This is a genomic window from Thioalkalivibrio nitratireducens DSM 14787 (assembly GCF_000321415.2).
In the GTDB taxonomy this organism is placed as follows: Bacteria; Pseudomonadota; Gammaproteobacteria; order Ectothiorhodospirales; family Ectothiorhodospiraceae; genus Thioalkalivibrio; species Thioalkalivibrio nitratireducens.
In genome coordinates this window covers 2,333,450-2,356,852 of sequence record NC_019902.2, presented here as the reverse complement: position 1 = coordinate 2,356,852, position 23,403 = coordinate 2,333,450, and the positions used below count along the sequence as shown (strand labels likewise).

Annotated in this window: 17 protein-coding genes and 3 pseudogenes; 14 read left to right on the top strand and 6 right to left on the bottom strand. The window is 65.7% G+C overall.

All coding sequences use genetic code 11. The features are described from left to right. The first annotated feature begins 386 nt into the window (after positions 1-386). Both TVNIR_RS10810 and TVNIR_RS21280 read left to right on the top strand, forming a co-directional pair. On the top strand, positions 387-719 hold the full coding sequence (locus TVNIR_RS10810; RefSeq protein WP_052316636.1) for a dihydrofolate reductase family protein: 333 nt from the start codon (positions 387-389) through the stop codon (positions 717-719). Positions 720-924: 205 nt separating this feature from the next. Further along, positions 925-1,278, top strand: a pseudogene (locus TVNIR_RS21280) (GNAT family N-acetyltransferase); the annotation flags it as partial. 44 nt (positions 1,279-1,322) lie between these two features. On the opposite strand, the pseudogene TVNIR_RS21390 reads toward TVNIR_RS21280, so the two are convergent. Then, positions 1,323-1,652, bottom strand: a pseudogene (locus TVNIR_RS21390) (ISKra4-like element ISTni1 family transposase); the annotation flags it as partial. 186 nt (positions 1,653-1,838) lie between these two features. Then, positions 1,839-2,723, bottom strand: a complete 885-nt coding sequence (locus TVNIR_RS10795) for a Druantia anti-phage system protein DruA (protein WP_015259065.1) — start codon at positions 2,721-2,723, stop codon at positions 1,839-1,841. A gap of 196 nt (positions 2,724-2,919) precedes the next feature. Here TVNIR_RS10795 and TVNIR_RS10790 point away from each other — a divergent pair, with 196 nt between their 5' ends. From TVNIR_RS10790 to TVNIR_RS10765, 6 genes and pseudogenes are all read left to right on the top strand, one after another. Beyond that, positions 2,920-3,579, top strand: coding sequence for a beta-class carbonic anhydrase (locus TVNIR_RS10790; RefSeq protein ID WP_015259064.1), 660 nt, complete (start codon positions 2,920-2,922; stop codon positions 3,577-3,579). Between the two features lie 545 nt (positions 3,580-4,124). Continuing rightward, the gene (locus TVNIR_RS10785; RefSeq protein ID WP_015259063.1) at positions 4,125-6,470 is read left to right on the top strand and encodes a pentapeptide repeat-containing protein; all 2,346 of its coding nucleotides are present in this window, start codon (positions 4,125-4,127) and stop codon (positions 6,468-6,470) included. Between the two features lie 124 nt (positions 6,471-6,594). After that, positions 6,595-9,930: a hypothetical protein gene (locus TVNIR_RS10780; protein WP_083499441.1), complete on the top strand. Its 3,336-nt coding sequence runs from the start codon at positions 6,595-6,597 to the stop codon at positions 9,928-9,930. Between the two features lie 86 nt (positions 9,931-10,016). Next, on the top strand, positions 10,017-12,050 hold the full coding sequence (locus TVNIR_RS21085) for a pentapeptide repeat-containing protein (RefSeq protein WP_157092260.1): 2,034 nt from the start codon (positions 10,017-10,019) through the stop codon (positions 12,048-12,050). 158 nt (positions 12,051-12,208) lie between these two features. Then, the gene (locus tag TVNIR_RS10770; RefSeq protein ID WP_157092259.1) at positions 12,209-12,841 is read left to right on the top strand and encodes a 5'-nucleotidase C-terminal domain-containing protein; all 633 of its coding nucleotides are present in this window, start codon (positions 12,209-12,211) and stop codon (positions 12,839-12,841) included. Between the two features lie 365 nt (positions 12,842-13,206). Then, positions 13,207-14,426 (top strand): annotated as a pseudogene (locus TVNIR_RS10765) (IS110 family RNA-guided transposase). 55 nt (positions 14,427-14,481) lie between these two features. Here the strand turns inward: TVNIR_RS10765 and TVNIR_RS20735 are convergent. Further along, positions 14,482-14,721, bottom strand: coding sequence for a hypothetical protein (locus tag TVNIR_RS20735; RefSeq protein ID WP_237251626.1), 240 nt, complete (start codon positions 14,719-14,721; stop codon positions 14,482-14,484). Positions 14,722-14,883: 162 nt separating this feature from the next. Further along, a complete protein-coding gene (locus TVNIR_RS10760; RefSeq protein ID WP_015259059.1) occupies positions 14,884-15,702 on the bottom strand; it encodes a hypothetical protein in 819 nt (272 codons plus the stop codon). A gap of 921 nt (positions 15,703-16,623) precedes the next feature. Between TVNIR_RS10760 and TVNIR_RS19075 the strand changes: the two genes are divergently transcribed. Then, positions 16,624-17,067, top strand: a complete 444-nt coding sequence (locus TVNIR_RS19075; protein ID WP_083499439.1) for a cupin domain-containing protein — start codon at positions 16,624-16,626, stop codon at positions 17,065-17,067. Between the two features lie 443 nt (positions 17,068-17,510). Here TVNIR_RS19075 and TVNIR_RS10750 read toward each other — a convergent pair whose 3' ends face one another. Next, positions 17,511-17,870: a hypothetical protein gene (locus TVNIR_RS10750; RefSeq protein WP_043739618.1), complete on the bottom strand. Its 360-nt coding sequence runs from the start codon at positions 17,868-17,870 to the stop codon at positions 17,511-17,513. 85 nt (positions 17,871-17,955) lie between these two features. Here TVNIR_RS10750 and TVNIR_RS21275 point away from each other — a divergent pair, with 85 nt between their 5' ends. Further along, complete coding sequence (locus TVNIR_RS21275; RefSeq protein ID WP_418081036.1) at positions 17,956-18,285, top strand: SecDF P1 head subdomain-containing protein; 330 nt, start codon at positions 17,956-17,958, stop codon at positions 18,283-18,285. Between the two features lie 120 nt (positions 18,286-18,405). On the opposite strand, the gene TVNIR_RS10745 is transcribed toward TVNIR_RS21275, so the two are convergent. Next, entirely contained in the window at positions 18,406-19,701 is a 1,296-nt protein-coding gene (locus tag TVNIR_RS10745; protein ID WP_015259057.1) for a carboxypeptidase-like regulatory domain-containing protein, read from the bottom strand. Between the two features lie 703 nt (positions 19,702-20,404). Between TVNIR_RS10745 and TVNIR_RS10740 the strand changes: the two genes are divergently transcribed. From TVNIR_RS10740 to TVNIR_RS10725, 4 genes are all read left to right on the top strand, one after another. After that, positions 20,405-20,668, top strand: coding sequence for an antitoxin (locus TVNIR_RS10740; protein WP_015259056.1), 264 nt, complete (start codon positions 20,405-20,407; stop codon positions 20,666-20,668). Beyond that, positions 20,665-21,084 carry a type II toxin-antitoxin system VapC family toxin gene (locus TVNIR_RS10735; protein WP_015259055.1) on the top strand — a complete coding sequence of 140 codons (420 nt, stop codon included), beginning with the start codon at positions 20,665-20,667 and terminating at the stop codon, positions 21,082-21,084. Before TVNIR_RS10740 ends, TVNIR_RS10735 begins: the two co-directional genes overlap by 4 nt. Positions 21,085-21,487: 403 nt before the next feature. Further along, positions 21,488-21,913, top strand: a complete 426-nt coding sequence (locus tag TVNIR_RS10730; protein ID WP_211263113.1) for a hypothetical protein — start codon at positions 21,488-21,490, stop codon at positions 21,911-21,913. Positions 21,914-22,004: 91 nt separating this feature from the next. Continuing rightward, entirely contained in the window at positions 22,005-23,255 is a 1,251-nt protein-coding gene (locus tag TVNIR_RS10725) for a Fic family protein (RefSeq protein ID WP_043739614.1), read from the top strand. The last annotated feature ends 148 nt before the right edge of the window (positions 23,256-23,403 follow it).

The following is a 23,403-nucleotide window of genomic DNA, read 5'->3' as shown; positions in this document are numbered from 1 at the left end:
GGCTGCCAGACCACCCGCGGGGAAGGGTTGTTGATGCCCGCCAATGTGTGGCGGGATACTGCAGTTCCACGCGTGCAAGGACGGAACGATGGCTGGGGCTGTGGACCCCGACGAGATGGGCATCGAGATCTTTCGCCTCGATGGGGAGCATTACACTTTTGTCCCGACCCTGTGATAGTGCGGTTCTCGGCCCAGCGCCATCACATGGATACGGCACCAATATATCAACATGTTACGAAGCGAACACTGAAATATCAGTCACTTGCACGGATTTTGGTCTGGGACAAAAGTGTAATGCTCCCCCTCGATGCGGAGGGCCGCTGGGTGCTTTACCCTGTCCGGCCCGGACAGAGGTCCGGCTGGACAATGTCGGACTCGATGTTCCCATGGTGGTGGTTCTTTCCACTTCTGATTTGGAAATCCCAGCGCACCTTGGATATGTGGTCAGGCGTGAATCAGGGAACCCGAAAGAGATTGTTGGGCGGTTAGTCAGGGCGGGTATGCAACATCTTTACATTGACGGCGGGGTTACGATTCAGCGGTTTCTGAAAGAGAAACTGATTGATGAGCTCACGATCACCCGCATTCCCGTGCTGCTCGGTGTCGGCCTTCCCCTCTTTGGGGGTGCTTCTCCAGCGCAGAAGTTGACGCTATTGGAGGTGACAGCGTCCGATAATGGGTTTGTCCAAGAACGCTACAAGGTTGAGAGCGTCGGATGACAGTCGGCTGCAGTGGCGGGCGTGCCGTTTTGCGGGAGTTTGGCGCCGAGAAAACCGCAGGACGGCAGTAGGCGCCATTTCGGTCAAGGCGGGAGAATCGGGTGGCGGGGCCGGTTAACCCGAGCGGGCGAGCGACGGCCATGGGAATCCCAAAGGAAGGGAATGAAGCGCGGCCAACGCTGACCGTATCGATAGGTGGGTGGCCATGAATCTGCGGCTTCGAGAGATCTCGCGCGAGGATTTGCCGCTCATTGAGCAGTGGCTGCATGCGGATCATGTCCGTGCCGCATGGGGTGATCCGAATTCCAATCTCGTTCTGCTGAGCGAGCCAGCAGCTGATGGCGCATCGCGGGCCATCATCGAAGCGGATGGATGGGACGTCGGGGTTGTGCTGTGGCAGCACCCCTCTCGGGACGAACTGGACGCAGCGGGCCTCTGGGAGATTCCGACGAGCGTGATCGATATCGACATCATGATAGGTGAGCCGACTGCGTTAAACTCGGGATTCGGGTCGAGTGCCATACGACGGGTTACCCAGGACGCATTGGCCGACCCAAGGGTGCCGTTCGTAATGGCGTGCGCTCGACTGGACAACCGGGCGTCGCAGCATGCCGTTGCCGTTTGTCACCACCCACCAGGCACCGGAGCGTTTCAGCCGGGCGTGGCTGATGAACTTGTTGGCCGATTCGATCGCGCCGCTGCCGATCGGCAGGCCTTCGGCCTTGCAGGCGTCGTCGTCGATCCGCTGGCGGTGGTTCTGCAGGTAGGTGATGAGCTTGTCGATCTCGGCTCTGGCGAACGCATCGGCCTGGAGCCGGTGCAGGCCCCAGATCACCGCGTCGACCTGATTCGCGGCCAGCCGCGCCAGCGTGGCTTCCACCCATCGATGGCCCGGGCGCAGTGACCGTAGTGGGCATCGGCCAGCGATTGCAGCACGCCACCGAGCAGCTGCTGGCGGGTGCGGGTGAAATGCTGGCTCAGCTCCAGCAGCGTGGGCGGCTTTTCCTGTTCGAACAGGGGCCGCATCTGCTCCAGCCATTGATCCAGTTGTTCGTGGGCCATGCGGCGGACCTCCTCCAGCGGGTCGAGCTCCAGCACCCGAGCGGCGCAGCCCATCGCCTAGCCTTCCCCGCGCAGCCAGCGCCGGCTGTGCCGGTGCAGGGGATAGAGCCACACGCTTTTGGGCGCGGCGCCATGACGGCGGTGGCGGCGGTCGTCGCGGCCGCGGCCGGTGGTCTCACCCAGCGCCATCCAGTTGGCGGCCCGATAGCAGGCGCCGCGAAAGCGGGAGTCCACCAGCGTTTCGAGCAGCCAGGGGGTGACACCATACTGCGCTGGCCAGTCCGCCACCACCTGCCGGGCACCCCGGGCCAGGAGGTGGCTCGCCAGGTTCGGGACCTGCACCCAGGGCAGGATCAGAAACCGGCTGTTGCACAGCACATGCTGCAAGCGTTCCTGGCGCTGCGCGTCGCTCCAGCCGATCCAGCGATCCCGGCCCTGCAGCCGCCAGGCGGGGCTCGAGTATTGCAGGCAGCCGACCACCCCCTGCGCCGACACGGCGAGATAGCGCAGATGGGCGCCAAAGGGAATGCGATGCCCCAAGTAGTGATGCTGCTCGACCAGCGCGCGCCACTGGCGGCGCTGCTCGGCACTGGTGATCGCTTGCAGCTGCAGCGAACCCAGTGCCGCGAGCGGCCCCTGGATCGGCACCGGCGCCGGCCGGTCCTCGGAGGCGATCGCCACCGCCACCCGCTTGGCCCGCTTCTGCCGCCGCGCCGGCAGCACGATCCGTTGCTGTTCCTCCAGGGTGTCGAGAAAGCCCCTGCACTCGACGGTCTTCGGCTTGCCGTTGGCGCGCAGCCATCCCAGCAATTCACAGGCGGTGGCGGCCAGTTCCGTGCGGCTGAGCCCGGGATAGCGGGCGACCAGCCCCCGGATCAGATCCAGTTGCGGTTCCTCGACGACATGGCCGCAAAAGCGCGGCAGGGGTGCGGAGTGGGGCATCGCGTTTCCCGTGGGCGGTTGTCTCCAGCGCCACCCTACTCAACACCGGCCCAGATGTCCAGCGCCCGAACTCGGCTGGGACAAAAGCGTAATGCTCCCCGCCCAACTATAAGAGAGGTTACGCGAACGCGCTGCAACGTGCCGACCGGGAGAGTATGCGCGTCATCCATCAGACGACAGGCTTGGAGGGGACACCATGGCGACCTCGAATACAGACGAACTTTTCCGAAACAACCAACAATATGCCAGCGGCGAACCGGTACACATGCCGGGCTACCCTGGCAAACAGCCGATCCAGCCGTCGCGGCGCGTGGCGGTCGTCGCATGCATGGATGCACGCCTGGACGTCGAAGACCTGCTGGGACTGCAGACCGGCGAGGCGCATATCATCCGCAACGCCGGCGGCGTCGTCACCGAGGATGCGATCCGCTGCCTGATTATCTCGCATCACCTGTTGAACACCAACGAGATCATCCTCATCCACCACACCCGCTGCGGCATGCTGGCATTCACCGACGATCTGCTCAAGGCCGGCCTCGAGGGCGATGCGGCCGCGGAGAAGCTGCTCGGTCAGGCAACTGGCCGTACCTTCGTCAGTACCGGCAAGGCCTCGAGCAGTCCGGTTGCCTTCCATGCCTTCCGCGGCCCGATCGAGCCACTGGACTCGCCGCGCGACGACAAGAACATGGAGCGTCTGGCGTGGGACGTTCGGCGGGGCATTTCGGCGATCAAGAATCACCCGTGGCTTCCTGCCAGCGGGCCCGACGCGGTGACGGTGCGTGGGTTCATCTACGACGTTGATACCGGCGAGCTGGAGGAGGTGAGTTACCCCGGACCCATGGGATCGATCGGCTGACCGGCATAGGGAGACTACCTCGCGTCGAGGCTTGTGCAGGTCGAGCGCGACGGCCCCGCACCGATGTGACCCCAGAGGGCTACGCTGGGCCTGCTGGACCGCAAGGTTCGTTCCACGGATCGGCAGCGGCATGGCCCGCTGGGTGCGCACGACTGGGCACGGTTTCGACGTGGGGAAATCGATGTCGCCCGCGATAACTCTGCTGCGTTTGGGAACGCCATTGCCGGCGACGGCCTTGCCGCGGTCCAGACGCTGGAAACGGCACACGCTTGCTGCCTGGGAATCCGCCCATGCGCCGCGTTGGGGACTTGCCGGTGAAAAAACGCCGGATGCTGACTACACTAGTCGGAAAGTCGTAGATCGTGCGTTCTAAGTAGGCGGGGTGTTCGGGCGGCGCGAGTTGCTAGCAACGATTCTGCGGCTGGTTCCGGCCAACGGAGCCGAGTGCCTGCCAACCAACCGTACGCGGGGTGCCAGGGATGTTCAGAGCATTGCTGGCCGTTGCCGGGCCCGGATCGAGTGTACGCGCTGCTGGATTCGTGCTCATGCTGGCAGGTGGATCGGCGGCGTTCGCAGCCGACGCCCCGTTACGAGACGCACACCAGCCGCCCAGTCTCGAGTATCGCTCGGCCTGTCCTGTTGCGCCCTCGGGCCCGGACTACTCGGGGCAGGATCTCACCAACCGCAACTTCCATGACCGCCCGGCCGGCTCGTTGCGGGGCGCCAACTTCGAGAACGCGATCCTGAAGGGGGCCCGCTTCGACGGCCAGGACCTGACCGGTGCCAGCTTCAGGGGAGCCGACCTGGGCCCCTCCGGTTTCGGGCCTGTGAATTTCTCCGGCGCGGTGCTCTACGAGACCTGTTTCATCGACGCGATCCTGAACGCCACCCGCTTCACCTTCGCCGAGTTCCGCTGCACCGACTTCTCGGGCACGTCGCTGATGCACGCGGAGTTCGGGCCGCTGCAGAAGATCGCCGCCGGCGACGGCTGCCGCACGGATTTCAGCCATGCCACGCTGGACGTGAACGCGATCACCACCGACCACTGGGGGCAGATCGACTTTACCCGCACGAACTTTCAGAACGTGAGCCCCTCGACCTTCTCCCTGAAGGGAAAGGACATCACGGGCGCGATCCTGGTGGGCGCGAACTTCAGCAGCATCGACATGACCGGCGCCAATCTCACCGGCGTGGACTTCAGCGGGGCGAATCTGATCGCGGCGAAGCTCGACGACGCCGCCCTGAACGGCGTCAGCCTGGTGCACGCCGACCTGACCGGCGCCGGGCTCTCCTGCGCGCGGTTCTATGGAGCCAAGGGCGACGACAAGGACAATCCCAACGGCAAGGCCTGCCCGGACACCCCGGATTCGCGGGATCCACGCAAGGCAGCGGATCTCACACAGGCGGTGTTCAGGGGAGCCAATCTCTCGCACGCCACGCTGAATTTCGCGGTGCTGCATGGCGCGAACCTGTCGGGAGCGACCCTCAGGAACGCCAGCTTCATCCATGCGGACCTCACGCCCAGCGGTACGCTGCCGGCCGCTTCCGTGCTCGGAGCCGACCTGACCGACACCTACTTTTCCGGCGCAGCCGTCAACTTCGTCCAGTTCAACAGCGTCATCCTGACCCGGGCCCGATTCAACGACGCGACCCTGCAGGGAACGAGCTTCAACGGCGTGATCATGCCGGACGTCAGTTTCGATGGGTCCATCCTGGAGAACGTCAGCTTTCACGGCTCGGTGCTGCAACAGGCCCGCTTCACCGGCACGACCATGAAGACCACCCCGGACAGCGGCGGCACCGGTGTCGATTTCACCTGTACGCAGCTGGGTGGCAGCGATTTCAGCAACGCCACGATCACCGCCGCCGACTTCCAGGCCGCAGTGATGCCGCCGGGCGGCGAGTGCTGCCCGCCCAAGGCGGGATTCGCCTGGTGCGGCACCATCGACATCACCCAGGAGGCGTACGGGCCCGTTACGTTTCCGGTGCTGAACGCGAGCGTGTACTGTCCGAACGGCGAGGTCGCCCCCTGCACCGGCCGGCAGTGGATCATCCCCGGCTGGCAGACGCGCGACTGTTCGCCGCCCCCCGACCACGCGTTGCGGACGGTGTGGTCGAAACCGCCCTGTGATGCGCCTCCCGGCGACATCGTCCACTTCAAGGATGACAATCTGAAGTCCTGCATTCTGGAGATGCTGCCGGGGCACCCGTCAGAGGTGACGGTACAGACTGCCCAGGCGCTGCCCGAGGTCCGCTGCCCTGGACGGCAGATCGAGGATCTCACCGGGCTCGAGCACTTCACTTCGCTGCTGAGCCTGGACCTGAGCGCCAACCGGATCGAGCAGTACGCGCTGCCGCTTCCGAACCTGCAGAGCCTGAAGATTGCCAACAACGCGCTCACGCTGCTCGACCTGTCGAACACCACCGGGCTGGTGCGGCTCGATGCCTCGAACAACCGGCTCAAGTCGATTCAGCACCTCGATATCCTGCAGGCGCTGGAGGTGCTGGATGTATCGGGCAATGCGCTCACCGCGCTCGACCTGGCCATCCAGGACACGCTGATCTACGCCGATGCCTCGGACAACCAGCTCGCCTCGGTGCTCGACGCCTACAACCCGACTCTCGATCGTCTCACCTCGCTCAGCTATCTCGACCTTTCCGGGAACTCGCTGTCGAGTGTCGGGGCACTGACGGCGATCGCCAACAGCGCCAAGCAAAACCCCGATGGCCGGCTCGCCTTCCTCGAGGTCGGGTGCAATGCCGGCTTCGACTGCGCGGCGTTGCAGCTGGACGGGAGCTATCGGGCGCTGCAGACCAGCCAGTGCGCGGAGTTCAACTCCGCGAACAACCAATGGGTCGTGCTCAAGACCCCGAAGTGCCCGACGCGTTAGGCGCCGTCGTGGCAGCCGGCTTCCCGGACGGTGTCGCATCGCCTACGGGAGTTTCACGTACACCGCCACGCGGGAGAGACCGCCGGGCTGGATTCATCCATCAAGCATTGTGCAAGGAGATGTCATGACCGGAGCTGTCGAAAGGATTGACGCCGGCAAGGCTCCCGGAGTCTCGGGACCGGTGCCCACGGTGTTTCACGCTGACCTGTCCGATGCCCACCCCGGCGAGGAGTACTGGCTGCATGCGGTGGGGACACGACATGCGCTGGTGCCGCATACGGCCCGGAGCCTCGCGCGGCTACGCGAGCAGGCGCCGCAGCTGGCGCAGGTGCCGGACCGACAGCTGACGCACTACACCGAACGGCCGGTGGAACTTCCGGCCGGTACGGTCGTTCGCGTTCATCTCAAGCACACGCTGAAGTCGTTTCCCGAGGCCAGGGCGGTTCACGGCGTTTCCCATGTCGCGATCCACTGCCCGCCGCCGCCGGAACGGCTGGCCGCGCTGACGGCCAATGGCGGCGCGGTGCACCAGACCATCGACTACGTCTCTACCGCGAAGTCGCTCGTCTTTCACCACGCGGACCTGATCAACAAGGATCCGGAGACGACCCGGATCATCCACGATCACATGGACAACAACGTCCAGATCAGCGCGCAGTTCAACGATCTGGCGGCACAGATGCGCCGGATGGGCCCTCCGACCGAGAACTCCGGCTGGGCGCGGCTGGTCCCGTTTACGCCGGACAACCCCGACGCGGGATACCCCGGGGACAAGACCTACTACTTCGCGCAACCGACGCCGCAGAGCATGGACGCCGCGGGCGCGGTGATGACCTCGATGATGAAGGCCACGAAGAACGACCCGCGCCTGAAAGTTCGGGAGAACGCCAGCACCGGGCAATGGCAGGGGAAGTGGACGCAGCAGACGGGGCAGAGCGTCGACGTCGCGACGGCATCCGAAAGCCTGCAGCTCGCCGCCGACATCCGCGCGCTGGCGGGCGACGACTGGAACGCCACACTGCAGAACAGCCGCACCGTGCACGGCATGAAAGCGGCGATGGAAGTGCTCGATCGCGACAAGCGCAAGGTGAAGCTCACCCTCACCAACGAGTACATCCGCTACCTGGGCGCCTACATCCGCTTCTACGACGCGGACGGCAACGCGATGAAGGTGCCCGACTGGAGCGCGGACGCCGGAATCATCACAGAGGTGATCAACGAGGCGCTCGACATCCAGTACGAGGATCTCCGCTTCATCGGCTACATCGGCCCGGTGAACAACGTGATGGCGATTCCGATCGTCGCGGATCCGGGCAAGCTGGAGGTGACGCTGACCTTTCCGCCCGACGCGGTCAGCGCCAGCATCTACGGGTCGGGTCTCGGCACGGGCGCCGACCACTGGCCGAAGACACCGATCGTCGGCGGCGTGATGACCGGCGTCTTCAACCTCGGCGTACCGGCATTCATGCTGGCGGCGGCGACCGCCGTGCAGGCCTACAAGCCGCTCTACGACATCGTCGACGAACTTTCCGGGAACAAGAAGTTCGTCACCGTAGTGGTGGGCGGCGGCGTGGCCTTTTTCGGTGCGCAGTTCGGCGTGAGCGCCGCGCACAAGGAGATGAACTGGCACGCCTTTTCCACCCTGGCGCAGCTGCTGTTCAACAAGGCGGCCACCAAGGCGCTGCTCTGGGTCGAGGCACAGATGGCGGCCGAGGAGGCGGCCGACGAGATCCCGTTCGCGGGGTGGATCATGATCGCGATCAACATCGCGACCGGGATCGCGCAGATGGCCGAAACCATCGTCGAAGTCGCCACCTCGCCGTGGAACATCGAGAACCGGATTTCCACCGCGATCACCACGCAGGTGACGCTGCACCCGGACCCGCGGCATGGCACCTGGCCCCAGGGACCGGCCGGGAGTAGCGCGTCGTATACCGTGAAGATGATCTACAGGGACCAGGCCCGTCCGGCGCGGCTGGTGCAGCACGACCTGCCTGCGGGCTTTTCCGATGCCACGCTGGCTGCCAGCTTCCCCAACAACACGCTGGGCGGCCAGGTGAAGTTCGAGGCGGACTTCTACCTGGACCGATGGCTGGCCGGCAAGGCGACCACCGGCTGGCTGGAGAACGACGAGTCCGATGTCGCGCAGGTGACGATGTATCTGGTCCAGTATCCGATCCCGCTCACGGAGAAATCCATCTACCGGCACTCGGCGTTGCTCACCTTCCGGGAAGGCCGCTACCAGTGGCAGCCAACCGCAGAGGCTCCTACCGCCACGATCGCGAGCCGCAACACCAGCAGCACCGGCAACGCGATCTCCGAGTGGTACGGTCTCACGCTCAGCCAGCGGCAGGGAATGATCGGTTTTGCCTGGAAGGCGGCCGGCATGGGCATCGACTCGTGCGTCAGCGGTCAGGGAGGACAGCTGAACGCCTTCCAGAACATCGCGATCCCCGGGATGGCCGTTCCCGCCGCCAAGTTTCCGCAGTGCGGCTTTGAGGGGCCGACGCAACTCGTCTACGACCCGTACCCGCCGAAGTTCGAGATGAAGGACGGACAATGGGTGCTGGGCCCCGACGGCAAGCCGTCCCCCGACCCGAACGACGTGGCGCTCGGCGCCTACTACATCGATCCGCGCAAGTCGGATGTCAGTCTCGACAAGGACGGCGGCTACCACCTGCGAAGGGTGGTGCTCGATACCAGGACACCCTTCGATACCGGCGCCAAGCTGCCGAGCCACGGGCGCTTCCCCTTCTTCCCGACCTCGTTCGCGCTGCACCCCGCGGGCTACGTGATCGCGGTCACCGCCCACAACCGGATCAACAAGCTCCAGATCGCGCCGCTTTCCATCGATGGCGCGGCAGACGACGCCCTGCCGGTGGCGCGCAGCTATGCGGGCGAGGCGCTGGAAACGGATCGGGCGGGTCTGCTGTTCCGCCCGGTGGCGGTGACCTGCTCGTACGACGGCACCATCCTGGTGCTGGAGGACACCCGGGCGGAAGGCCAGGGCACCCATGTCGTCGCCCGCATCCAGGCGTTCGATCTGCACGGTGACCCGGTCAGCCGTTTCGTCGACGCGGGCGGCCACCCGACGCCGTTTCTGCCGTTGTCCCAATCGGGTGAGCACAGCTATCTCGACATCGCCGCGGTCGGCAACGAGAAGCAGACGTACATCTACGTCCTCTACTACACCGGCGATGGGGCCGCCGCGACCGACTACAGCATGGCGGTCTACCAGTACGGCACCGAGGCGCCGAAAGTGAATCCGCTAGTGACCACCCCCGATATCCCGGCGGCCAAGCTGGTCGTGGACCTATGGCATACCGTCTACACGCTCAACTTCGACATGACCACGGACGGTGCCGGCCACCATGCGGGACCGGGCAACGCCTCGACCGGTCCCGCGGGCCGGACCGTGCCCTCGGTCAGCGAGTGGATCCCGCCGCTGCCGGGTACCTGATCCTTCCCGACCGGTGTGCCCTCCCGCCCGGGCGGCGATCACGGGGCGGGCATATATCCAACCCATGAGCCACGGAGGCCACGAGTATGAGACGGACACTGAGGAAAGCGGACGGCCGGCGCGGCATGCTGCCGCTTCTGCTGCTGCTGCTGTTGCTGCTGCTGACGGGCCCGACCACGGCACTGGGCGCAACGCCGGCATCGGATCAGGGCACGGACCCGGCGCCATCGGCGGGCACCGCGCCGGAGGCGCTGGCCGTACCGCTGGGCGACGACACCCGCCGGGTGCTGGCGGGTGAAGCGCCCTATATCTGCCCCTACTGCGACCTGAAGGGGGCCGACCTGTCCGGGCGTGATCTGTCCGACGCCAATCTGACCGGGGCCGACCTGAGCAACGCGAACCTGGGCGGCAGCAACCTGAACGGGGCTTCGCTGACCGGCGCCAATCTTGCCGGGGCCGACCTGAGCAACGCACGGCTCGACGAGTCGGACAGGGGCCCGGCCGACCTTTCGCGCAGCAATCTCGCGGGGGCGCGCCTCGCCGGCGCATCAATGGATCGCACCGATCTCCAGTATGCCGACACCAAGGGGGCCCTGTTCGCGGACGTCGATCTGGGACACGCACTTCTCGGCCCGCGCGCGAGCGCACGCGACCTGCTTGCCATGGAGGAACCCTGGGTCTGTGGCAAGGCGGATTTGTCGCAGCTCACCAGCCGGATCTACGTTTCGACGGCCGGCACCGACGGCGCGGACTGCGGCACAACGCCGGCGGGCGCTTGCAGGACCATCGACCGGGGTCTCGAGCGCTGCGGGCCCTCCGGCTGCGGCGTGCTGGTGCAATGGGGCGAGTACAGTCCGGGGGCAAGCGTCGCGTTGCGCGAGGGCGTGGATATCTATGGCGGTTGCCTGCCCGAGAGCCAGTCCCATCCGGACTACTTTTCGGTGATCCAGGCACCGGCCGGTGGGAAGCCTGCCGTGACCGCTTCCGCTGTCAACGCCGCGACAACCATGCAGGGCTTCCAGCTGGTGGGCTCGGCGGTGACCGAGGCCGACGGCGCGCCGACGATCGCGCTGGCGGTGTCCGGGAGCGGCGGCCTCTCGATCGTGAGATCGGAGATCGTCGCCGGCACCGGCGGTGCCGGGGCCGGGGGCGACGACGGACGCGATGGCACCCGGGGCGGAGACGGCAGCGGGCGTGCCGGCGGCAGTGTCACCGCCTGTGCCAATACCACTGGTGGCGCCGGTGCAGTAAAGCAGAAAGTGAGCGTCCATGTCCGTGCGGTCGACTTCACCTGCAAGCCCTCGTGCAGTGAGCACGGCTGCTGGGGCTACGCTGGCGCACCCGGTAGCACGGGCAACTGGGCGGCCGGCGGGAAGTGGGGGAGCGGTAACTGCACAGAATGCCCGCGCAGCCGCGGCAAGACGGGGCACGAGGGTGCCACCGGCAGCAACGGCGCCTGCGGCCACAACGGCAGCCGCTCCACAGACACCGCAGGCGGTTTCACCGGAACCTCCTGGGACGGCTCGAGCGGCACGGCGGGCACCTCGGGCGGCACCGGTGGCGGCGGCGGGGGAGGCGGTGCCGGCGGCTACAAGGCCGGTGCCTGCTTCTGGGTGAAGACCGAGGACCCTGGCAATGAAGGCGGTGGCGGTGGCGCAGGCGGCTGCGCCGGCACCGCCGGGGGTGGCGGCCAGCAGGGTGGGGCGGCGTTCGCCGCGGTCCTGGTGGGCTCTACGGTCGCCTTCACCGATTCACGTATCGTCGGCGGCCGCAGCGGTGACGGCGGCAACGGCGGACGTGGCGGCAACGGCGCCGCCGGCGGCAGTGGAGCGGCTGGCGGCACACACGAATCCGGCGGTCACGGTGGCAGGGGCGGAGACGGCGAGGCCGGCGGTGCCGCAGGGGGCGGCGCCGGCGGCAACTCCGGCCCGTCGGTTGGCGTGGCGCTGGTTGACGGCTCGGTCGCCAACACCACCGACACCCCTTTCTACCAGGGGGCGGCGGGTACTGCAGGCGAGGGCGGCACGGGTGGCACTGGTGCGAAAACGGGGCTCTGCTCCTCGGCCAGCGGTGAAGACGGGCTTCCGGGCGTTGCGGCGGCCGTGTTCGAGTACGACTGACCTGCCAACCCACTGTGAGACACCCACGTCATGCCACAACCCACCATCAACCCACTGTGAGACACCCACTTTATGCGACACGAAGTCGCACGCTCCCGGTATTTCCCGACCCGGAGAGTACCGCGCTGCTCGACGGGTTCACGGCCGCGTTGAGCGAGTTGCGCGAGACGGTGATCGGTAAGGCGGCCGGGAACCTCTGTATGGTCCGGCTGCCCGGCGAGGGGCGTGCCGAGCCGCTGTGTTCGCGCGCGGAGACCTACGCCCAGGGCGCTCATGTGACCACGCTGGTGGCGAAGGCCTTCCTGGCGCGGGAGGGCAGCGCCGACCTTGCCATCCAGAACGCCGGCGGCGTGCGCGCCAGCATCCCGGCGGGGCCAGTCACCATCGCCGATGTCTTCACCATCCTGCCCTTCACCAATACCCTGCATGTGCTGGATCTGTCCGGGGCGGAAATCATCGAAACGCTCGAACAGGCGGTCGCCGACCCCGACAGCGTCGGGGGCGCGTATCCGTACGCGGCCGGTCTGCGCTTTGCGGTGGATCTGTCCGCGCCCCCGGGCGCGCGCATCGGCGCGGTCGAGGTCAATTCTCGGTTGGCCGGCGACTGGCTGCCCATCGATCCGGAGGCGCGCTGCGCGGTGGTTACCAATTCGTTCATCGCCGGGGGCGGGGACGGATACGAGGTGTTCGCCCGCGCCAGTGCCGAAGGGCGCGTGCGTGACACCTTCGCCGAATACGCGCAGAGCTTCGTCAACCATGTCGCGCCCGGACCGAGGCGGGCGAGCCGCTGATGCGTCCGGCGCCGGAGCGCATGAGCACCCAGCATTTCATCAATGCCGATGGCTGCGACCACGCCCAGCGTCTGGATTGCCGCTAACTGTCATGCCGCCGGGCGCGCGGCACCCCCGATGATGAAAGATAATGGGCGTGCTGTCGCGTCGGGCTGAGGTCGCGATAATTCTTGATGGCGCCTGACCGCGCACGCTAACTCGACCCGCTGCCCTTCACTCGTACCCCGGATTGCCTGGCATGGCCTGGAAGGGTCATGGACAGCGCACGCTAAAAAGAGCCGTCGAGTCCCGACAGGCCGTTGAAGGACGGCGCCCTTGGCGACAGCACATCGTGAAGGATAGTGCGTTTGCCCGAGGAGGTCAGCATGGACATTACCCCGATTCACCGGCGCGTTGTCGGTCTGGATGTGCACCAGAGCAAGATCACGGCCTGTGCGCTGATCGAGCAGCCCGATGGCAGTGTGGCGGTGGAGCACCGGGAGTTTGGTGGTTTCAAGCGCGATCGGCGGGCGTTGGCCGAGTGGGTTCGCGGGTTTGACCCCGAGGTCGTGGTGATGGAGAGCGACTGGGATCTACTGGAAGAGCCCCTATGCGGCCCTTGAGCGTGTGGGCGTCATGGCCTGGGTGGTCAATGCCCGTCACGCCCGAAACGTGCCTGGCCGCAAGACCGACCTCTCCGATGCCCAGTGGCTGGCCACGCTGGCCCGTGCCGGTCTGCTGCGGGCTTCGTTCATTCCTCCGGCCGAGATCCGCCATCTGCGCCTGATCGCCCGGCAGCGCCAGAAGCTGGTCGGGATGCTGGCCGCGGAGAAGAACCGGCTGCACAAGGTGCTGACCGATGCCGGGATTCGCCTGAACGTGCTGGTCTCCGACGTACACGGCGCGTCGGCACGGGCCATGATCAAGGCCCTGCTCGCCGATGCCCCATGCACGCAATCCTCGACCTCGCCGGCCGCCTGCGGGCTTCCCGCGAAGAACTGTTCGAAGCCCTGCAACCGGAGGAACTGAGCACCAGGCACCGCTTCGTGCTCAACGAGGTTCTGGCGCACATCGAGTACCTCGAGGCCATGATCGCCCGCTTCGAACAGGAACTGCTTGCGGGTCTGGCCCCCTGGGAGCCGCAGGTGTGCCTGCTGGAAACCGTGCCCGGCATCGACCGCATTGGCGCCGCCATGCTGCTCGTCGAAATCGGTACCGACATGGCGAGCTTCGGCAGCGCCGAACGCCTCGCGTCCTGGGTCGGCATCTGCCCCGGCAACCGACGAGAGCGCCGGCAAACGCAAAAGCGGACGCACGCGCAAGGGCAACGCCTGGGTCCGTCGCCTGCTGTGCGAGTTCGCGCAAGCCGCCTCCCGCACCCGCTGTGCGCTCAAGGACAAGTTTTCGGCCTTGTCCATCCGCAAGGGACACAAGCGCTCCATCGTGGCCCTGGCGCACAAGCTCCTGCGCATCGTCTACGCCATGCTCAATCATGCGGCCCCCTACCAGGATCGCACCGTCGATTACGAGGGCTCTCGTCGTGCAGCGCAACGCGCCGCGCTGGCTGAAGATGCTGGAAAAGCACGGCTATCTCACCGCCACCTGAGCCGCCACACAGGCTCTTCGAGTCCCGCAAGCAGGCATTTGCGCACCGGGATGCGTCACGCCAGAATCTCGCTCGCCCCAACGTCAGGTTCTTTCACGCTAACTTTCATGCCCTCGGGGGGAGCACCCCCGATGATGAAAGAGATGTAGGGCGGAAAAGGCCGAAGGCCGTCATCCGCCAGCTGGTGCCCGGATTGCCGCGGGCGCCTGGGCACTGCGAACGCCGTACGGCGGATGACGCTGCGCTTTTCCGCCCTACGGGTCGCCCGGGACACGAGACAGGCCGTGACTTTCACGTTAAACCCAGGCTGACTCCAGGCGTTCGAGGCGCCGCGGGCCGGCGGATGCGTTGCCACCCGTTCGTGGTGGCATGCGGATCTTCCTGTCCTGGGGTAGCTACCGCAACGATGCCGCTGGCCGAGGACGGCCGTCCGCGACCCGTTCGGAAGCGACGCGTCCTACCCGGGGCCGTGCTGCAGATACGCGCGCAGCAGCGGCGGTCGCAGCGCCTGCAGGCGCTGCCGGGCCTCGACCTCGTCGGCCCCGCGCAGGTGGGTGCGCAGCAGTTCGGCCATCGCTGTGAACACGGCGCCGACCGGAGCCGGTGAATCGGCACGGTCCAGGTGATGCACCAGGCCCGGTTCCCGCAGCAGCAGCCAGGCCGGGAAGTCCGTCGGCTCCAACGGCTCGTCGAGCTCCTCGAACATGAGCGCGCGGCGGTACAGGCGCGGCGACGCTGCGCGCAGGAGATCGGCCGGAGACATTTCCGGGGCCCGTTCGCTGCAGCGTGCCCAGGCCAGCGTGGCGGCCTCCGGTCTCTGGCGGTGCTGGAAGGCCTGCGCCAGGCGTGCCAGCAAAGCAGGGTGCTGCGCATGATCCGCAACCGCCTGCACCGAAGCGATCACGGCGTCCCAGTCCGGGATTTGCGTCTCGGCGTAGCTTGCGTGCAGGTCGGGATCGTTGGGGTCGAAATCCGCGCGGGGCAGTGCCGCGGCGAGGCGTCGCCAGGCCGGCGCCAGATAGTCCCGCGCCTGAGCGCGCAGGCGCGTGTGCGCCAAGGGCGCGATCTCCTCCCGCAGGGCCGCCAGCTCCTCGGCGCAGGCCTCGGGGGCGACTGGCGCGGCCTGTTCGATGTGGCGCGCGTACAGCACCAGGATCTCGTATTCGCCGAGCCCGGCGTGATTCGGGGCGATCCGGCACAGGCGTTCGAAGCTGGCGTCGGCGTCGGCCGCGTTTCGGGGCCGCCAGTGCGCGGTGCAGGTCGTTTTCCGCCGCACTGGCCCCGTTGTCCAAAAACAGATCGAGCTGGGGCAGGTCGGCGGGGCGTACCCAACGCCGTGCCAGCAAGACCTGGCGGGCCGGAATCGGGCTCAGCGCCAGTGTCTGTTCGCCCCGCCCCGGCTGCCAGCTTTGGTAGGTCTGCGCTTCATGGACGAGCTGCAGCGCCTGTGCGTGCGCCTCGCCCTCCCGGAGCCACCGGGTCCAGTCTTCCGGCGCGGCCTCGATCGCCGTTTCCAATTGCGGGATCTCTCCGAGGCGCCAGCATTCGTAGGCTGGATACGGCAGCAATGCCGATTCCAGCAGCCACTCCAGCGCCGAGTAGGCACCCGTCTGCTGCACCTGCCGCTCCACGGTGGCGAGGTCCAGCCGCGGCAGTTCGGGGCCCGGCAATCCGTTGTCATCGATGCTCATGGCGAGACCTGTGACCTCCAATGCTCCATCGCGATAGGCAGTTCGCCACGGATGCGCGCTTTCGCGCAAGCGGCGCGAAGGCAGCCGGAATGAGCCGGCGTGGGTGTCCTGCGGCGCAGGGTTTTGAAAGTCCGAACCAGGTTCAGCCTTCGAGCTCTGTCTCACCTGTTCCAGCGCTCCGCGAATCGCACCGGCGGTAAGCCCGTTTTCGACCCGGAGCGGCCGGTGACGAAACCTGCCCGGAAGTCTCCAAATCACCTCATTGCTGACGCCCGATGTGGCTGAAGCAGCGCCACAATCTCCTCTCGCCCCAAGCCACCCCAGTGCGGTGACGGTCGGGCACGGCATGCTCACGGACCGATCCGGACTGCGCGACACGGAAGCTGGGCCGTGCTATACAGAATCTGGCTATCGAGGATATAGCCGGTTCTCGTTATTGAACTTTGGGCAAGAGAAATACGGCTAGCGGAAGTACCCGCTATCGTTACACAGAGGAGGTCAGAGCCATGAGTCCAAAGCAATTCGTCGTGCAGCCGGGTGATCGCAGCGCTGCCCTCAGCGTCATCGGTACTAGCGTAACGGTCCTTGTTTCGGCTGCTGAAGGGAAAAGCCAGCAAGTTACGCTCCAGTCAGGCGACGAGGGAACCGGACCGCCGCCGCACAGCCACGACTGGGACGAGTCGTTTTATGTAACTCAGGGCCAAGTTCAGTTTACTTGTGCTGGCAAGAGTACGATGTGCGTGGCAGGCACATTTGTCCACGTTCCAGCCGGTGTCGTTCACGCTTTCAACTATGGTCCCGGTGGCGGCGAAATGCTGGAAATCACCGGAACGGGAAGCAAAGCAATTCAAATGTTCACTGCCCTGGATCGCGAGATTCCACCGGGTCCACCGGACGTTCAAAAAGTGGTCCAGGTAGCTGGCGACCACGGCGTCACGTTTCACATTTGATACGGCACGCAGATTTGTTCCTCGTTGTCGCCCAACAACAAGCTCAGCCGGCGTTGATGGATGATACGGGAACGAAGGCTTCGGGCCGACCACTGCCACGATTGGTCATACGGTGTCTCGAGCCGACCCAGAACGGGCAGTCAGCGGGTACTAATTCCGGACCGCTGTTGCTGGTGCAGCCGACATCTGATCACCTCCTGCATCAAGGCTTCCGAAGCCTGGAAAAGGTCCTCGACCCGAGACAGAAAATAGGAATCCGGAACTGCTCAGCCCATTGTCCAAATGCCGGCATCTTCAAGTCATTTCGGCTGAGGCCCCATGTTCATCCGGGAAACTGTGACCGGCAGGCCATTGGTTGGGGGGGCAACACCTAACCCAGCACGCGCGTGTGTGCCCTGGGCACGGAACCGGCCGCGGCCGGATCGAGCACCTGAAGGCGAGGCTTAGCGCGAACCGTCGCCCTGCTGGAGCTGATGCTGCAGGGCAAGCAGTTCCTGGCGCAGGACCGGGTCCGGGTCATTGATCTGAATGACGCCGGGGCTCACGGGCTCGTTGATCCGGGACTTCAGCGCCTGGTGCCCGGCCACCGTCAGTTCCAGTAACTCGCCCTGATGTTGCTGGGTGATCGCTTGGAGTCGGCTCACCGCCGTGGGTCGGAGTCGGAGCCAGACCTGCTGTCCGTCCATCGCCACTGCGCTGATCTCTTCGGCGGCCAAGTTAACGCGGACGACCGGCTCCGCCTGTGCCGCGCTCGCGATTACGGCGGCAAGGGCGAGCCAAACACTCAAGAGCAGCGATCGCATCTCGGTCTCCTTGCAAATAGCAGTATGGGTCGGACGGCATGCCCCGGACCCAGGTTGAGTCTACCGAATAAGTCACAACAAAGGCGTGCGATCCCGTGCAGACATCGAGCTGCCAGGGCATCGGCTTCTGCCGCCACATGCTGAAGGCCGGCCGGTATTCATTAAATCGACAGAATCGGGTTCCGCGAGTTTTGAGGACTTCACGGAGGAGACCCGGGGCAGAGTGATTCGCATTGTTCTCGGTGATCGCGAGTTCATGGCAGCGAGAATCACGGCGCCGATCCCGAGCGGAAGGCTGCAGGGGACATTCAGTTCGAGGGACGCCGCCGTGGTTTGTCAACGAATGCTGGCCGGCGAATTGCCAGCATCTCCGTGCGGTGCAGGGGACGCAGAAAGGCTCAACGTGTCACGGTAAATGCCGCAACCTGGAGTTCGAGCGGGTCCCAGCAGCCTTGACCCGCGCTGCTTGATCGCACCCTGCTCGCAGCGGGAGGACGGACGGAGGTGACGATTCCGTGCCGGGGTGTTTCTGGTCTCAGGGCGGTGCCACACAACCGGTTGGGCCGGTTCCCCCGGGGAACTCGCGGATTCTGACCTGTAGGTCGTGGCCCCTGTAGTTGGTGTCGAAGGCACGCACCTCGAACAGGGTATCGTGCCTCGGGCCGACCAGTTGAGGCACCGTATGGTGCACCGAGCGCTCGGCCTTCAACGTCATTGCCAACCGCGGCAGATCGTCTTCGTCGTACTCCAGTCGCAAGGCCTCGAAGCGCCAGACCACTGGTGCGCCCTCAGCGCAGGTCCTCAGGTTCAACGGGATACCCGGCGCAAGTTCGAAGTGCTGGCGTTCCAGCTCTCTGCCGGCGCCGTCCGTCACCACCAACCGATAGTTGCGAGGTCCTGTCTCCGGCGGCCCTTCCTCCGGCAGGGTGGCGAACAGCGCCGCGCGCACGGGATCGACCCGGAGCAGCGGCGGTTGAAAAGGCAGCATATACCCCGGCCCAGGGCGATATAGGAAGCGCAGCGAGAGCATCTGCTGGCTCGAGGCCTCGAGACCGGGCACGCTTCCGGACATCGACATCACCGTGCTGGGCTCCCAGGCCAGCTTGGCGTGTCGTCCCTGCGCGGTACGCAGGAAGATCGTGCCGGGCGTGTCGCTCAGGGACAGACGCTCCGCCGTGGGCGGTTCGGGAGAGGCATCCAGATAGCGCAGAAGGTAGTCCTCGGAAGGTGTGGTCACCTCCTGCGCCTCGGCCGTCACGAAGTGCAAGCCTCCCCCATCGGGTACCGCCAGGATGACCTCAAAGGGTTTGCGGCTCAATTTCAGGGGATAAAGATCCGCTAGCGCCAGATCGCGGGTCGGCGCGTGGTCAATGAACGACCAGCCGAAGGACTCGCTGGCCTCATCCCAGCCGAGGACTGCCGTGCCGCCGGGTAGCCGCTCGGGGTGGTTTGCCACCGTCTGCAGATGCAGCTTCGCTCCCGGCGCGACGTAGCCCACGTTGAGGGTGTGAAAGCCTTCCGCCTCTGCCGTTAGTCGGCCACCGCCGCTGCCCACGAGCCATACTGGGCCAGGCATGGGCACGCGGAAGTGCCCCTCGGCATCCGTGGTGGCGGTGGCCACATAGCCCTTGTCCCAGATCAGCTGCCCATGATGATCGCTACGGCCCCAGCCCTGGCGGCGGATAGTGATGGTCGCACCGGCGACCGGCGTCTCTTCGTGATATTCCACCAGCTTGCCCGTCACCGGTGCAGGCAACATCCACCAAAGAGTCAGTGGTGCCAGCAAGGCCAGGACGCCAGCCGGCAGGAGGTAGCGCAGAATACGGTTCACAGGCTTCGGATTCCGAATGGTGACGGTTGAAGTCTAGCCGCACTCTCCGTCGATTCCCGCGCGCGATGCTGCGAACCGCTTATTCCCTCGCGCGGCTGCACATTCCGGCGACGGTGACCGACGACTCCTCGCCAAGACCTGATCAGTCACGTCCCAACGGAATCACCGGTCACGTTGCCCTGGAATGAAGGTCACGATGTCCCGGAATAGCAAGAGGACGGTGGACCCTCGTTCCCCGCCCGAGGTTTTCTTCGATCCACTCGCAGCAGCGTCCGGCCTCTGCCTCTTGGAGCATCGGCGCTGAAGCTCTCGCTGGCGAGAATGCTGGAAGCCCCGACCAGGCGCGCGGTGTCTTCGGCAAAAGGGACGGCGATGCCCCCGTCTTGAACGGAGGGTTTGGCGCTTCGAGTCGGCCGCCGCGACGCTGGCCGATCGGGGGGCTCTTGCCGACCCGAACCAGCCACCCGCATCGGGAATCGTCGTGCCCGCAAGCTGGCCGACAACGGACGGTTACGTCCGGCGAGTAGAAAAGAGGGTGCCGGTGTGCCACACGGACCGCCGGGGAAGCGAACACGCCTGCCCCGAAAGATAGGCATCCACGCCGTGACGGGCCTGCCCGGAAGGCGCCGGTACTTCGCGGCTTGCGAGTCCCGGCAACACAAGCCAGAATACACACACGCAAGTACACATTCGGAGGTGCCTCATGGGGACACTGACCACCCGCGTCTTCAACAACGGCAACAGTCAGGCGGTTCGCATTCCCGCCGAGTTCCGGCTGGACACCGATCGTGTGAGCATATCCCGCAAAGAGGACGGCGATCTCGTGATTCATCCACTACCCGCGCAGCGCGGCACGGCACTGATGCGGACGCTACAGGCGCTGAGCGAGGTCGATGACGCCTTCGTTGCCGCGCTGGAGGCCGAACAGCGTTCTTCCTTGCCGGTGCAGGAGCGTGAGGTCCTGTGACCTACCTGCTTGACACCAACATCCTGATCTACTTGATCAAGAATCGGCCGCCCGGCATTGGACAGCGCATCGATGAGTTACCCGACGCCGATGAACTGTGCATGTCCTTTGTCACATGGGCCGAATTGCTCAAAGGGGCCGAGCGAAGCACGCGCAAAGCCGAGGTCGTTCGCCGGCTTGAAGCCCTCGCGCGGCAGGTGCCGGTGCGTTACCCGGCCGGACCGGGCATCTGCCGTCACTATGCAGAGCAGGCCACGCGTCTCAAAGACAGCGGTACCCCCATCGGCGCCAACGATCTATGGATCGCGTGCCACGCGCTGGCGGAAGACGCCACTCTCGTAACCCACAATACCCGCGAGTTTAGCCGCATCGGCGGCCTGAGAATCGAGGACTGGGCGGCATCCACCGAGACTTGATCGCCAGGAGCCTCCGGAGTCATCCCGGCGGATTGCGTTCCCGTCGCGCATTCAGCCGCTGCTACCCGCGGGGCCAACGCAGCCAGTTGGATCATCTGGCCGTACTCCACCCGTCCACCGGCAGGTAGACAATCGCAGACCTTGCCTCCGTTGCAGCGCCACCCCGGGTCATCGCGTCCGGGAGAAGACCGTAGCGCGTAGGCAGCCGGTCACTCGTGGTCATTCGTGCACGTTTTCGGAGTGGCGGCTCCGGGCCGAGCCCTGCCACTGCCGGGTCTCGTGGCGCAGCAGTCCCAGTAGCAGAGCTCTGGTCTCGGCGCCCGAGGCGATTGGCGTTTGGTGGATCCGGGCCCACACCTGCCTGTTGTACGCCAACCACCTCTGTTCGGCATGCGCCGGCGAGGTGGCCGATGTCGTGGCGTTGAAACGCAAAGGGCAGGAACTGCGCGTGCGGGTCGTGCAAGGCAAGCATTCCGCCTCGGACAAGCCGGGTGCCGGCATTGACGATTTCTATACCGCCTGCAGCCAGGCGCAAGAATCGGTTCATTGGCGCGAAAAGCCCCGCCGCCTACTCAAGCACTTGCTCCATCAGGAGGACCTGCGCCTGAAAGCCAGCGGCGCGTCGCGTTTCGAGCGCGGCTCCCGGCGCGATGTCCAGCAGCTTGCCCAATGCCTGCCGCGAACTGAGCTTCGCCTACCGGGGCGTGATCGTGCAGCCGGGCCTGTCCAAAGCGAAGATCGCGCCGGCCGCCCTCGAAGTGCTCGGGGGACCGAAACCTTCCTTCAGGGGACGTCCTCAATGCCGCTTGAGGTGATTGCGAGCGGCTGAACCTGCCCGGATGATCCGGCAGTACAACCGGACATGGGAAAGGCTAACGTGAAGCTGGGATGGGTCATAAGCGGATGATAGAATTGGATTTATGAGTGATTCCAAACCGGACATAAAAGCGGACAAAAGTCCGGCCAAAGACACGGTCCCTGCGGATCGCGGCGAGAGCATCGGCCTGATGGAGCCGCTGCTCATCAGCGAGAGCTCGAGGCACCGCAGGGCGCTCACCGACCTTGCCGTCGAACTCGCCGCCCGCTCGGCCGGCTTCCGCCGCAGCCTGCCGCCGGGGGTGCTGACGGCGCTGGCCGATCTCGTACGGGCGATGAACTGCTACTACAGCAACCTCATCGAGGGTCACGACACCCATCCGGTCGATATCGAGCGCGCGCTCAAGAACGATTACAGCGCAAACCCCGAAAAGCGGAACCTCCAGCTCGAAGCCAAAGCCCACATCACGGTCCAGCAATGGATCGATGAAGGCGGGCTTGCCGGGGACGCCACCGCGCCGGATGCCACCCTCGAAATCCACCGCCGCTTTTGCGAGCTGCTGCCCGAAGAGTTGCTTTGGATCACGGACCCGGACACCGGCGAGAAAATCAAAGTCACGCCCGGCGCACTTCGCCACCGCGATGTGAAGGTCGGCCACCACGTCCCCGTCAGCCCCGGCGCTCTGCCGCGTTTCATGGACCGGTTCGCCGCCGCCTACACCAAGCTGGGCCGCACCGACGCCATTTTCGCCGCAGCGACGGCACACCATCGCCTGCTGTGGATTCACCCGTTCCTTCACGGCAACGGCCGCGTCGCCCGGCTGATGTCCTACGCGATGCTGCTGGACACGCTCGATACCGGCGGCATCTGGTCGATCGCCCGCGGCCTCGCCCGAAACGAGAACGGGTACAAGAAACGACTGATGGCCTGCGATGCCGAGCGCCACAACGATCTCGACGGCAGGGGCCACTTGTCCGAAGAGGCGTTGGCGGAATTCACGCGGTTCTTCCTCACCACCTGCATTGATCAGGTCGATTTCATGGAAAAGCTGGTCCAGCCGGAACGCCTGCGTGATCGCATCCTGATCTGGGCCGAAGAGGAAATCCGCGCCGACACGCTGCCCTCGAACTCAGGCGCAGTGCTCGAAGCCGTTCTCTTTCGGGGAGAACTGCCACGAGGCGACGTCGCCAAACTGCTGAATGTCGGCGACCGTCAGGCCCGTCGCGTCACCTCGGCCCTGATCGACCATGAGGTGCTGACCTCCGAGAGCACCCGCGCCCCCCTGCGCCTCGCGTTCCCCGCTAGGCTGGCGGGAAGATGGATGCCAGGGCTTTTCCCGGAGCAAACCGGCTAACGGCAAGAGCTCAAGCTAACTTCCACCTGAGTATCACGAAATCTCCTCAGCCAGTGCGACACTGCTCTGCGTCGGTCGTCATTGCGAGCGTAGCGCGGCACTAATGCGCATAGCGCATTGAACAGCCGCAGGCTGGCCCGAAGGGCGA

Bases quoted from the DNA above. Each gene is read 5' to 3' on its own strand.
- TVNIR_RS10810 (WP_052316636.1), top strand. From the start codon at position 387: ATGGTGGTGGTTCTTTCCACTTCTGATTTGGAAATCCCAGCGCACCTT.
- TVNIR_RS10795 (WP_015259065.1), bottom strand. From the start codon at position 2,723: ATGCCCCACTCCGCACCCCTGCCGCGCTTTTGCGGCCATGTCGTCGAG.
- TVNIR_RS10790 (WP_015259064.1), top strand. From the start codon at position 2,920: ATGGCGACCTCGAATACAGACGAACTTTTCCGAAACAACCAACAATAT.
- TVNIR_RS10785 (WP_015259063.1), top strand. From the start codon at position 4,125: ATGCTGGCAGGTGGATCGGCGGCGTTCGCAGCCGACGCCCCGTTACGA.
- TVNIR_RS10780 (WP_083499441.1), top strand. From the start codon at position 6,595: ATGACCGGAGCTGTCGAAAGGATTGACGCCGGCAAGGCTCCCGGAGTC.
- TVNIR_RS21085 (WP_157092260.1), top strand. From the start codon at position 10,017: ATGAGACGGACACTGAGGAAAGCGGACGGCCGGCGCGGCATGCTGCCG.
- TVNIR_RS19075 (WP_083499439.1), top strand. From the start codon at position 16,624: ATGAGTCCAAAGCAATTCGTCGTGCAGCCGGGTGATCGCAGCGCTGCC.
- TVNIR_RS10750 (WP_043739618.1), bottom strand. From the start codon at position 17,870: ATGCGATCGCTGCTCTTGAGTGTTTGGCTCGCCCTTGCCGCCGTAATC.
- TVNIR_RS10740 (WP_015259056.1), top strand. From the start codon at position 20,405: ATGGGGACACTGACCACCCGCGTCTTCAACAACGGCAACAGTCAGGCG.
- TVNIR_RS10725 (WP_043739614.1), top strand. From the start codon at position 22,005: ATGAGTGATTCCAAACCGGACATAAAAGCGGACAAAAGTCCGGCCAAA.